Origin of the sequence: Acinetobacter sp. YH1901134 (assembly GCF_013416965.1) — a bacterium.
Classification (GTDB): Bacteria; Pseudomonadota; Gammaproteobacteria; order Pseudomonadales; family Moraxellaceae; genus Acinetobacter; species Acinetobacter amyesii.
In genome coordinates this window covers 40,045-52,256 of record NZ_VPEW01000016.1, presented here as the reverse complement: position 1 = coordinate 52,256, position 12,212 = coordinate 40,045, and the positions used below count along the sequence as shown (strand labels likewise).

Here is a 12,212-nt window from a genome sequence, read left to right as displayed (position 1 = left end):
GAGTCCATAAAGCATACAAAAAAAGCCTGCATGCAGCAGGCTTTTTGGGCTTAGATTTTTGCCGTTAAAAATCAGCTTTCAGCACAATTCGATAACGCACGTTTCCTGAATGCAAACGTTCAATCGCTTCATTCACCTGAGACATTGGATACATTTCAATTTGTGGTGCAATATTTTGACGTGCGGCGAATCGAAGTAATTCACGCAGTGCTGCAGGAGAGCCTGTTGATGAGCCAGTGACAGATTTAGCACCACTGATCAGCATACCTGCGGGGATTTGCATCGGCTCAAGTGCTAGGCCGAGCATGTGAACGCTTCCATTCGGTGCCAAAGTTGAAAGATAGGCTTGCCAATCCAACGTCACATTGACCGTGCTTAAAATTAAATTGAACTTACCACGTTGTGCTTTAATTGCAGCAAGATCACGACTATTCACCACATGGTCAGCCCCCATAGCTTTAAGTTCATCGGTTTTATCTAAGTTTGAGCTGAATGCGGTAATTTCACAGCCCCAAGCTTTGAGCAATTTAATCGCCATATGACCTAAACCACCAATGCCGATCACGGCAACATGGTGAATGGCCTGAATTTGGTGCTGTAATATGGGATCAAATACCGTAATCCCGCCGCAGAGTAGAGGACCAGCACTGGTTGGATCGAGATCATCTGGAAGTGGAATAACCCATTGCCAGCCCGCACGGACTTTGTCGGCAAAGCCACCTGCATGACCGACGATTGTCGCCGTCTTGGTTCCAGTACATTGCACTTGGCGACCATCGATACACGAGTCACAGTGTTGACAACTTTCTGCTGTCCAGCCAATGCCTACACGCTGTCCGACTTTGAGTCCTTTTGCTTCGCTGCCGAGTTGGGTAATGGTTCCAATTACTTCATGCCCAGGGACTACAGGATATACCGAAGATTTCCAATCATTTTGGATAATAGAAATATCTGAGTGACAAAGACCGCAATACTCGACTTTGACTTCAACCTGATGGGCTTGTAATTCACCTGCATCAAATTGATAGGGAACAAGGGCTTCACCACTGTTCATTGCTGCATAGGCGTGGATCGTATTGTCACTCATTATTCTATCCTTTCTGCTTTTGAGGTCATTCTGCGTGCGTGTATTTAAAGTCACAGTGATTTTCATGATCATTGACCATGCCGATGGCTTGCATCAGAGCATAGCAAGTCGTTGGGCCGACAAATTTAAAACCATGCTTTTTTAATGCTTTGGACATGGCCTGACTTTGAGCGGTTTGTGCAGGGGCGCTGCGATATTCAACTACATCATTATTGGCAATGTGTCCTTCGACAAAATTCCAAAGAAATTCCACAGGATGAATCCCTTGGGCTTTTAACTGTTGCCATGCTTTGGCATTATCACGAATGGCAGTGAGTTTGCCGATATGGCGAATCAAACCTGAATCTTGTAATTTTTCTTGTAATTGTAGGTCACTCAACGCTGCAATTTCGGCAATGGGATATTGAAAAAAATGCTGCTGATAACAGGCCCGTTTTTTCAGCACAGTGATCCAAGACAGCCCCGCTTGTTGTCCTTCAAGACACAGCATTTCAAAGAGATGCTGCTCATCAAAGCTAGGTTTAGCCCACTCAGTGTCGTGGTAGGCAATATATAAAGGATTTTCGGAGCACCAAGCACAGCGTTGTATCGTCATGTTGAATGCTCCTTTTTGACTTAAATTTTAAAAGCTGTCCATTGGTCGTTTTTATTGTCCCAATACAACAGTTCCGCTTGATCGAGATCGGCAAATTGAATCCATACATCTTTACCTGATTTGTCTGCGTAACCGGTGCTGATGAGTAATGCTTCTTCAGTGATCTCCATGATCCAGCCCTGATAAGACTGTCCATTGAGGCTGATTTTTTGTTGATTACCAGATTCTGCAAATTCCACCAGACGATTGATCAACGCTTCTGACATGTATGTTTCCTAAAATTAACGTAAATACGGATAGGGGTTAACGGCATTGCGACCTTTACCACCCAAGTAAATGCCATAATGCAAATGTGGTGCAGTATGTCGAGCATTGCCAGTATTACCTACATAGCCAATGACATCACCTTTTTTGACATAGTCGCCGACGTTTAAGCCACGTTTATGACCATCAAGATGCGCATAATAATGCCAAGAACCTGCGGGCCCCATAATCCATATCACTTTACCACCCAAATTGTTATTACGTAAGTCAGCAACTAAACCTTCTGTAGCACTGAGAACTTTTGTTCCACGTGGAACAATAATATCAATGCCTTCGTGGCTTCGTCCTTGGCTACGCGCTGCGCCCCAAGTATCCTTGAGCGCACTTCGTTTGACTTGATGAACAGGAACAGGCAATTGATTGGATAAACGCATGTTTTGTAATTTTTTCACTTCATGAGCAGGCAATGTACTGCCTGATGGTTTGGGTGGAGTCGACGTACAGGCGCTGAGTAAAAGCAAAATAAAACCAATACCGCTGAACAACCCTTTGCGAAGCTGAAAAAATCCTTGAGTCACATTTGTCCCTATTCAATTGATGAGCAGTTCAAAACTATGGCATAGAATGGCTTTCGAGTTCTAGCGTAGAAATGAGTTTTTTCATGGCGGTTGGAATACCGAGTGCAGTGGCTTGTATCGGGGTATACCACTGTGCGTTGCATTCAATGGCTAAATGCTCTTTTTGATCGGCAGCAACGGTAAATACAGTAGCTTCTAAAAGCCAAGTGAAGTGGGTAAAGCTATGTGATATCTGCACTTGAGTGGTGGTAGGTTTCAGTCCAAGCTGCTGAGTGTAGGATTGAAACTCATGGGGTTGATCAAAAATAGGTAAACACCACAGACCACCCCATAGACCGCTATTCGGACGTTGTATCCACAACCATTCTCCTGCAGATTGAATCAGCATGACTTGGGCCTCTCTCACTGGAACAGGCTTTTTAGGCTTTTTATAAGGTAATTCAGTCTCTAAACCTTGAGCATGTGCTTTGCAGTGCTGCTGCATAGGACAATATAAACAGAGCGGCTTTTTCGGCGTGCAAATGGTTGCACCAAGATCCATAATCGCTTGGGTATAATCGTGGTTGCGTTCAGTGGGGCAAAGCTCACTCGCCAGTTGCCACATGGACCTTTCATGTACAGGTTTCGATAAATCATCTTCTATAGCAAAGAATCGAGACAATACTCGCTTGACGTTGCCGTCCATAATCACGCCATATTGTCTTAAACCCAAAGACATTAGCGCACCTGCGGTAGACGGGCCGATGCCGGGTAGTTCCATCCATTGCTCAAGATTGCTTGGAAAATGTCCCTGACGTGCAACAATACCTGCGGCTTTGTGTAAGTTCCGAGCCCGTGCATAGTAGCCTAAGCCAGCCCAATAGGGTGCCACATCATCCCAAGAAGCATGGCCTAAATCTTCAACAGTCGGAAATCGTTGAATAAATCGATCAAAATATTGTAGGACAGTTTTGACTTGGGTTTGTTGCAGCATAATTTCTGAAACCCACACTTTGTAAGGGTCATCCTTCACTTGCCATGGTAAGTCATGACGACCATGGACATCAAACCAGTCGAGAAGGGCATCAGAAAAGTTAAACATGCAATACAGTCAAAATTGAAAAAACCTGCCTAGTATACATCTTTCAATAGTCATTCTTTTTGTTTAAAACGAAAACTGTATATCAGGGGAAATGCAAAAATAGTAGCCATCAAAAAAGGAGCCGAGGCTCCTTAGTGAGTGTAAATTTAAAGTTTAGCTTTTAAAGCCCCAGCGGGTATCGAGCGCCAATGTTTGGTTTTCATAACGTGGAATAATGTGAATATGCACATGTTCAGTGGCTTCGCCAAAAACTTGTCCATCATTAAACCCAATATGAAAGCCAGTAGGTTGATAACGTAAATTTAATTCATTACGTGCTTGTTCAAGTAAGGACATTAAACTTTTACGTTCTTTATCAGTAATTTCAAAAAAAGAACCAACGTGACGTAGCGGGACAATGACAGCATGTCCTTTAGACAGTGTGTGTGGTTCAGGAAGTACAACTCCAAAATCATTTTTTGCAATCACGTCATATTCGTCAAAATTGCAATATGGACAATTGAGATCTGTCATTGTGCTCTCCTCATTTTTATAAATTAAATATTGGTATTGGTTCTTAGCGCTTTAAGAACCAAGCTGGCGTGCTAACAAGGCATACATGGCTGCTAAGCTTTGCTGTTCTGCAGCAGCGTTATAAGCTAAATCTACGCCGTTGGCTTTGGCACGTTCGTCCGCCATCGGGTTGCTAAAGCCGTGTTTTGCGCCTTCAAAAATATTGATTTGATACTGCACTTGGGCAGCATCCATTTCATTTCTAAAGGTTGCAACATCATCTAAGCTCACCATCGAGTCGAGCTCACCATGTTGCACTAAAATCTCTGCTTGGACTTGTCCTGTTTGTGCAGGAGTTGCTGTAGCAAGTGTTGCATGGAAGGTCACCACAGCTTTTAATGCAGCACCTGAACGAGCTAAATCCAGCACGACTTTTCCGCCATAGCAAAAGCCTATAGCTGCGAGTTTATCTGCATTTACTTCTTTTTGCTGTGCCAAAGTGTTTAATGCAGCAGACGCACGGGTCACAACGGTGTCGGCATGATCAAAAGTCTGCATCATCCATTCATAAGCTTGCTTGGCATCTGTGGTGACTTTTTTATCACCATACATATCCAAAGCGAAAGCAGCATAGCCTTGTTCTGCCAATTCACGTGCACGTTGTTCGGTATATTCATTGCGTCCCCACCATTCAGGTGCAACTAACACACCTGCGATCGCAGTGTCTGACTCTGGAGCAGCAAAATAGCCAAAAAGTTGAGTTCCATCCGCTGCTGTATATTGAATTTCGCGAGTCTTAATTTTAACGGTCATGGTCAAATCCTTATGTGCGGCTACGCAGTTGATGAAGATTTAAAATAAATGGAAATTGGTTTTTGTGAAATAAATATAAGATATCAATGTGAATTTTAAGTCAAATCAATCAAAAAAATTGTAAAAGAAAATAATGGTATGAATAAATATTGAGGAGCACCGAGATTTGTCGATGCTCCTGAAGTGGGTATTGTTATTTAGAGAGAACTTCGATGAGCTCTACATCAAAAATCAGTGTGCTGTTTGGCTCAATGATGTCTGCTGAACCAATTTGACCATAGCCCAAATTTGCAGGAATGAAGAAGCGATATTTTGCACCTTCTTTCATCAACTGTAGACCTTCTGTCCAACCCTGAATGACTTGGCTCACTTGGAACATCGCAGGTTGGTTGCGTGCAATTGAACTATCAAAAACAGTGCCATCAATTAAGCGACCTTCATAGTGAACTTTCACTGTTGAATTGGCTTTAGGTGACTTACCTTTGCCGGCTTGAATGACTTGATACTGCAGGCCAGATTTCGTGACCTGAATGCCCGGTTTTTTGGCATTCTCAGCAAGAAACGCAGTGCCAATAGTCGCATTTGCGTCCGCTTTTTTCTTCAATTCAATCAGTTGTTTCGCTTCGGTTTGCTTTTTATATTGAGTTAAAGCACGAGTCATTTCTTCATCTGTTAATGACGAAGCTTGACCTTTAGAAGCTGCCTTTAAACCTGCAACAAATGCATCAATATCCAAATCCTTAATGGATTCAGCATTACTGCGTCCCATTAAATAACCAAAACTATAACCCACTTGTTCTGCAGCACTACTTTTATTACTGACATCTTTGGCAAATACAGTGCTTGAGCAGAGTGCCAAACACAACATACTGATCTGTAATTTCATGACCGAGTCTCAAAATAAAGCAGGAGAGCAAAAAAGCTCTCCTGTACCGGTTTTATTATTTAACTTCAATGAGTTCTACATCAAAAATTAAAGTACTGTTCGGTGGAATTGTTCCTGGAACACCTTGAGCACCATAACCTAGGTTTGAGGGAATATATAAAGTAGCTTTGCCACCTTCCTTCATTAACTGTAGACCTTCAGTCCAACCCGGAATTACTTGGTTCAACGGAAATTCAATTGGCTCGCCGCGCTGTACTGAACTATCAAATACTGTGCCATCCACTAACTTACCTGTGTAGTGAACTTTAACAACTGATGTAGCTTGCGGTTGTTTACCTGTACCTTCTTTCGTTGTTAGGTACTGTAAACCAGAAGCTGTGGTTTTAACCCCAGCTTTGCTTTTGTTTTCTGTTAAGAAATTATCGCTGCTACTTTGTGCTTGCTTATTGCTTTCGAGCTGCTTGTTTTGCATTTCTTGCTGGAACTCAGCATATGCTTTTTGTAATTCTTCTTCAGTATATGCAGGTTTTGCACGAGCATGGCCTGCACGAACGCCAGTGACAAAGCTATCAATATCTAATTCTGGAGGTGTTTGATGGGCAACTTCATAACCTAGAGCATAGCTGATTTTAGCGACAGCCGAAGCGTTTGCAGCTGGTTGAGTTGATGTTGCTGATTGCGTAGCAGGTGTTTTAGTTGCATAGTAAACAGGAACAAGTGCGGCACCGCCGAGTAATACAGCGACAGCGATAGGTAGGGCCTTACTCATATATTTTCCCACAATTATTTTATATGTAAAAAGTTGCTGAAATTCTAGCAGACTTTTCCTGTTCAGCGCTTACCTATCTCTACGATTAGGTAAGGTGCAGGAAAGATCATCATAGTCATGTTCTTATTTTTATACTATAACGGTATGAATATATAAAACATTTTTTATACAGAATGATGCATGCAACATAAATTTCGCACATAAAAAAAGCCACCGTATTCGGTGGCTTTTTTGAATAGGCTTGAATTAGTCTTGGTCTTTTGAAGCTTTATAACCATAAGAATAGTTATAGCCATAACCATAACCAGCTGAGCTACGTTGAATGTCGTTTAGAATAATACCATTGACCTTCACACCCACTTGTTCAAAGCGGTTCACGGTTAACTCTAGTTCTTTCAACTGAGTTTTCGCATAACGAGCAATCACCAAATTCACACCAGCATATTGCGAAATAATGATACCGTCTGTCACCGCAAGTACAGGAGGAGTATCAATGATCACATGATCAAACATCGGTGAAATCAAATCTAAGAATTCTTTGAATTTACCAGAACTTAAAAGCTCAGATGGATTAGAAGGGCTTTTACCACGAGTAATCACACTCAAATTTGGAATTTCAGTGGTTTTAATGATGCTGTCTAGATCACGCTGACCATTTAAATACTCAGAAAGACCTGGTTGGTTGTCATGATTGAAGTATTTGTTCAAATAACCACGACGTAAATCGGCATCAATAATTAAAACACGTTTATCGCTTTGCGCAAGAATCGTAGCCAAGTTGGTTGAAATAAACGATTTACCAACTTCTGGTGCAGGCCCAGAAATCATGATCAGGTTGTTTTTTGCAGATGTCAGTGCAAAGTGAATGGCTGTACGCATGCTACGCAAACTTTCAATCGCAATATCATCGCTATTTTTAACTGCAAGTACAGGAATGGTCTTTTTCTTCTTGAGTAACTTGATGCGACTTTCTTGAACAAGCGAACGTGGAACGGTGGCATAGACAGGAAGATCCAGAGTGTTTTCAATTTCTGAAGAATCTTTAATTCCCGAACGAAGCATGTTACGTAGTAGTGCAAGTAATGTACCGAGGAAACCACCGAGGAAAATTGAAAGTATCAAGATTTGTAGTTTTTTTGGTGCAATCGGTTGAATTGGCTCTACAGCAGTATCCACAATACGGACATTACCAATTTCACCAGCTTTGGCAATACGAAGCTGTTGGTAAGAATTCAACAACGCTGTATAAAGTTGTTGTTTCACTTCAACTTCACGATAGAGCTGTAAATAACGACGTTGTAAGTCTGGTAATTTTTTTAAGGTGGTATTGAGTTCACCAATTTTGCTATTAATTGCCCCCAATTGTGCATTCATTTGCTGCATCACTGGGTGTTCGCTGGTGTATTTTGCAGACGCCTCAGCTACTTTTTGTTCAAGCTGTGCTTTTTGGGTTTCGAGTGTAATACTTTGAGTTAAATACAACTCAGACTCTTTAGTGACATCTACCGTATTAAACTCTTGACGGAATTTGTTAAATTCGCGTTCCGCAACATCCAGTTGTTGTTTTAGTTCAGGTAGTTGCTCATCCAAAAACTTTAAGGTCTGCGCGCTTTCAGCTGAACGGCGTTCAATATTTTGATGACTGTATGCTGCTAAAATGGCATTTAGAACCTGAGTAATATGTTCTTTATCTTGGCCTTGATAGTTAAGGCCAAGCACGCCCGTCATTTTACCTTTTTCAGCAACAGAATAATTTGCCAAAATACTGTCAACTGCGGCAGGAAGAGACTGCTTTTGAATTAAATAGTGATCTTTGAATTGATCTTTACTATAAATTGAGATTTCCCAAAGGCCTTCTGCAGTACGTAAAGAATTTTTTTGGTTCAATGGTGCTGTTAAAATTGTTTGCTCAGTCTGAAGATCAATTAAAGAAAATTTATTTTCTTGAAACTGTACACTAAGGTTTTTGTCACGATATTGCGCAGGGATATCAAATTGGCGGATTTCAAAACTTTTTTCATTATCTTTGAAAACGACTGATTTATTTTTATATTCGGTGGCATATTCATGCGGTGAAAATAAGCGATCAGTGAAAGAATTTTCAGTACCTGAAATTTTTAGATCGAGATGTAAGTTTTGAATCACGGTACCTAGAACTAAGCGTGATTTAAGAATCTCAATTTCTGCTTGGGCGGGTTGTTTTTGATCAATCATATTAGAAAGATCACCTAACAACGCAGCAGAAGCCCCTTTATTCTCTTCGACCTGTACTAAAGCATTGACTGCATAAGTGTCGGGGGTGGTTCTAAGATAAAGTAAGGCGCAAACAAGACTTAAAATTACACATAGAGCAATTAACTTCCACTGTGCAATCAGAGAGAAAAATAATTCTTTTAAATCAATTGTATCTTCTGTATTGGTATTTTGGCTCATAATCGTACATCAAAAGTTAAATTTGTTTAGTCCAATCTGCAACGCAAGATTGGATCAGTTCTGAGGTCTGGTCAAAAAAGGCTTGATCGTGCTGGTATGGGTCAGGCACATTTTTACCTTGCCAATGTCCTAAACGAAAGGTCTTGCCCTTTGCAAATGGCCACGTTTGTTCAATATGCTTTTGTTGATTTGAACTCATGACTAAAATTAAATCTGATTTCTTGATCAGTTCAGCATTCAATTTTTGGGCAATATGTCCACTCATATCGATGCCAATTTTTTGCATACAGTATTGAGCTTTTTCATCTGCTGGATGTCCAACCATGCCTGAGATTCCCGCTGAATAAATATTCAGATCGGGATGATTCTTTTTCAGAAGATATTCTGCCATAGGACTTCGGCAAATATTACCTACACACACCACCAGAATATTTTTAAATAACATTATTGACCCATTCTGTCGATGTTATAGATCATATTTGAGAAAGGAATCACCTGATTGATCACACGCTGCCAACGAGCCAAGCCAGATGCATCAACATATACAATATCATTGCTACGCATTCTGAACTGGTTTGCGAGTCCAAAGTCACCAATACTGGTTAAATCCAAATGATAAATTTCGGTCATCGGACTATTCATATCACTACGTACTACGTAGATTTTACCTCGACTTGCAGAAAGCGAGTTTACCCCAAGACTTTCGCCCAAGACGTCACTTAAACTCATTCCTTGATCACGCATTGGTAGGGATTGATTTTTACCAGATTCACCCATTACATAAATTTTCTGATTTTCGCGTGAATTGACATAAATTGTATCGTTAGGCTGTATGAGTAGATTATGTAGTGAATAGCCAGCCTTTTCTAACTGAATGCTATTTAAGTTGTAAGTTTGTCCTTGGCGTACCAAGGTAATAGACGTATTATCGCCAAATTGCGTATTCACACCGCCAGCAAGACCAAGTGCAGTATATACGCTGGTAGGTTGGTCGGTGAGATTAAATTGCCCACCTCTCATTACATTACCTTGGACAGAATAACGCTGGCCTTGGTAGGAAAGAACGCGAACAATCACATCTGGAGTTTTTAAATAGCGGGCAAGTTGGCTACGTAACTCCTGATTGACTTTTGTTAGGGATTTTCCGGCAGCTTTATATCGGCCAATAATAGGGAATTGAATATAACCATTTTGGTCGATTTGGTAACCGTTTGATTTAATCGCTTCCTCATTGCTTATTGTATTTGTGGGTGGTGTAATTTCAGGGTACGCCCATAAATAAATAGATAAAATATCACCAGAATTTAATCGATATTGTTGTTGTTGTTGATTGAAAAGGTGAGCAAAATTTTGTTGATTAATCTGTGCGGGTTGAACGGCTGCTAAATTGTCTTGTGATAATTTGATGACATTTACAGTTGAACCTAGATCTGTTTGGAAAATACCTTCTTTTGGTAAATCATATGTTTGAAGACCTGATGTGATTGCACAACCCGTCATACCTAAACTGAGTGCTAACAAGAAGCTATAACGATAGTAACTCACTCGAAATCCTACTTATAAAAATAATTGAATTGTAAAAAGGCAAAAGCCAGATTTTTAAAATATATAACGCAGCATTTTATACTATGTAAAGTAAACATCCTAGGATTTGCTGTCAAAATGTGTTGCTACAGTGTAATGATTATTGTGTGAAATAAAACACATATTTGTTAATCAATAAATAATAAATTCATTTAGGAAATTGGTGTTAAAAATCAAATATCAATATATTGGTTAAAAAATAAACGTTTAATTTTGCAGTTATAATTTTCGATTACGAAAAATAATAATTCCCGAAAAATATAAGGGCGATTTCTGCTATATTATGAGGCGTTTTTCACATGATTAAATCATAAATTATAAGGCTCTGGAATGTTGCAACTCTCGGAACTAAAAATAGCAGTAATTGGGTTGGGCTATGTAGGTTTACCTTTAGCTGTTGAATTTGGTAAAAAAAGCCCAGTTGTTGGTTTTGATATCCATCAAAAAAGAATCGATGAATTAAGAAGTGGTCAAGATCACACTTTAGAAGTTTCGCCTGAAGAATTAAAAAAAGCAGAATATTTACAATTTTCAGCTGATTTGGACGATTTAAAAAATTGTAACTTCTTTATTGTGACTGTGCCAACCCCGATTGATGGTGTAAACCGACCAGATCTAACTCCGTTGCGTAAAGCAAGTGAGACGATAGGCAAAGTAATATCTAAGGGCAATGTTGTTGTTTACGAGTCGACGGTTTATCCAGGCGCAACAGAAGAAGTTTGTATTCCAGTTATTGAAAAAATATCAGGGTTAAAATTTAACCAAGATTTTTACGCAGGCTATAGTCCAGAACGTATTAATCCTGGTGATAAAGTAAATACACTGACTAAGATCAAAAAAATTACCAGTGGTAGCACACCTGAGATCGCAAATTTAGTTGACGCTGTATATAGCAGTATTATCACAGCAGGCACTCATAAAGCTGCAAGCATTAAAGTCGCAGAAGCGGCTAAAGTGATTGAAAATACGCAGCGTGATTTAAATATTGCACTAGTGAATGAGTTGTCAGTGATTTTTGATCGTCTAAATATAGATACCATAGACGTATTAGAGGCTGCTGGTAGTAAATGGAACTTCTTACCTTTCCGTCCAGGTTTGGTGGGTGGTCACTGTATTGGCGTTGACCCGTATTATTTGACACATAAGGCCGAAGAAGTGGGCTATAACCCACAAGTGATATTGGCGGGCCGTCGTATTAATGACAACATGGCGCAATATGTTGCTCAATCTACCATTAAACATATGGTTAAAAATGGAATTGATGTTACCACTGCAACTGTCGGTATCTTGGGTGTGACGTTTAAAGAAAATTGCCCTGATATCCGTAACAGTAAGATTGCGGATGTCATTGCTGAGTTTAAACAGTGGGGCGTAAAAGTTGTGGTTTGTGATCCTTGGGCAGATGCAGCAGAAGTCCAGCATGAATATGGTGTTGAATTAGGTCAGGTTGACGCTGAACACCAAGTTGATAGTTTGGTTGTTGCTGTAGGTCATAATGAATTCCGTGATATGTCCGCTTTAGAATTACGTAATTTGGTGAAATCTGAAAAGCCTGTCATTGCAGATGTGAAAAGTTTATTCGATCGCGATCAATTAACTGCTCAAGGTTTTACTGTATTCCGTCTCTAAT

At 40.2% G+C, this 12,212-nt stretch carries 13 protein-coding genes; 1 reads left to right on the top strand and 12 read right to left on the bottom strand.

The features are described 5' to 3' along the window. Nucleotides 1–64 precede the first annotated feature (64 nt). From FTV50_RS14230 to FTV50_RS14175, 12 genes are all read right to left on the bottom strand, one after another. Nucleotides 65–1,087 carry an NAD(P)-dependent alcohol dehydrogenase gene (locus FTV50_RS14230; protein WP_180024808.1) on the bottom strand — a complete coding sequence of 341 codons (1,023 nt, stop codon included), beginning with the start codon at nucleotides 1,085–1,087 and terminating at the stop codon, nucleotides 65–67. Between the two features lie 25 nt (nucleotides 1,088–1,112). Then, nucleotides 1,113–1,682 (bottom strand): DNA-3-methyladenine glycosylase I, encoded by a 570-nt coding sequence (locus FTV50_RS14225; protein WP_180024807.1) that lies wholly within the window; start codon nucleotides 1,680–1,682, stop codon nucleotides 1,113–1,115. 20 nt (nucleotides 1,683–1,702) lie between these two features. After that, nucleotides 1,703–1,948, bottom strand: coding sequence for a hypothetical protein (locus FTV50_RS14220; RefSeq protein ID WP_180003637.1), 246 nt, complete (start codon nucleotides 1,946–1,948; stop codon nucleotides 1,703–1,705). A gap of 15 nt (nucleotides 1,949–1,963) precedes the next feature. Next, nucleotides 1,964–2,491: a M23 family metallopeptidase gene (locus tag FTV50_RS14215; RefSeq protein WP_218949567.1), complete on the bottom strand. Its 528-nt coding sequence runs from the start codon at nucleotides 2,489–2,491 to the stop codon at nucleotides 1,964–1,966. A 67-nt stretch (nucleotides 2,492–2,558) separates the two neighbouring features. Continuing rightward, nucleotides 2,559–3,605: an A/G-specific adenine glycosylase gene (mutY, locus tag FTV50_RS14210; protein WP_180024805.1), complete on the bottom strand. Its 1,047-nt coding sequence runs from the start codon at nucleotides 3,603–3,605 to the stop codon at nucleotides 2,559–2,561. 153 nt (nucleotides 3,606–3,758) lie between these two features. Then, on the bottom strand, nucleotides 3,759–4,118 hold the full coding sequence (locus tag FTV50_RS14205; RefSeq protein WP_180022942.1) for an HIT family protein: 360 nt from the start codon (nucleotides 4,116–4,118) through the stop codon (nucleotides 3,759–3,761). Nucleotides 4,119–4,169: 51 nt separating this feature from the next. Then, nucleotides 4,170–4,910: a dienelactone hydrolase family protein gene (locus FTV50_RS14200; RefSeq protein ID WP_180024804.1), complete on the bottom strand. Its 741-nt coding sequence runs from the start codon at nucleotides 4,908–4,910 to the stop codon at nucleotides 4,170–4,172. 193 nt (nucleotides 4,911–5,103) lie between these two features. Next, nucleotides 5,104–5,796: an FKBP-type peptidyl-prolyl cis-trans isomerase gene (locus FTV50_RS14195; protein ID WP_180024803.1), complete on the bottom strand. Its 693-nt coding sequence runs from the start codon at nucleotides 5,794–5,796 to the stop codon at nucleotides 5,104–5,106. 55 nt (nucleotides 5,797–5,851) lie between these two features. Beyond that, nucleotides 5,852–6,565, bottom strand: a complete 714-nt coding sequence (locus FTV50_RS14190) for an FKBP-type peptidyl-prolyl cis-trans isomerase (protein ID WP_078191625.1) — start codon at nucleotides 6,563–6,565, stop codon at nucleotides 5,852–5,854. 246 nt (nucleotides 6,566–6,811) lie between these two features. Next, on the bottom strand, nucleotides 6,812–8,998 hold the full coding sequence (locus FTV50_RS14185; RefSeq protein WP_180024802.1) for a polysaccharide biosynthesis tyrosine autokinase: 2,187 nt from the start codon (nucleotides 8,996–8,998) through the stop codon (nucleotides 6,812–6,814). Between the two features lie 16 nt (nucleotides 8,999–9,014). Continuing rightward, the gene (locus FTV50_RS14180; protein ID WP_180024801.1) at nucleotides 9,015–9,443 is read right to left on the bottom strand and encodes a low molecular weight protein-tyrosine-phosphatase; all 429 of its coding nucleotides are present in this window, start codon (nucleotides 9,441–9,443) and stop codon (nucleotides 9,015–9,017) included. Next, on the bottom strand, nucleotides 9,443–10,498 hold the full coding sequence (locus FTV50_RS14175; RefSeq protein ID WP_180024819.1) for a polysaccharide biosynthesis/export family protein: 1,056 nt from the start codon (nucleotides 10,496–10,498) through the stop codon (nucleotides 9,443–9,445). Before FTV50_RS14175 ends, FTV50_RS14180 begins: the two co-directional genes overlap by 1 nt. 417 nt (nucleotides 10,499–10,915) lie before the next feature. Between FTV50_RS14175 and tviB the strand changes: the two genes are divergently transcribed. Continuing rightward, a complete protein-coding gene (tviB, locus tag FTV50_RS14170; protein WP_180024818.1) occupies nucleotides 10,916–12,211 on the top strand; it encodes a Vi polysaccharide biosynthesis UDP-N-acetylglucosamine C-6 dehydrogenase TviB in 1,296 nt (431 codons plus the stop codon). The last annotated feature ends 1 nt before the right edge of the window (nucleotide 12,212 follow it).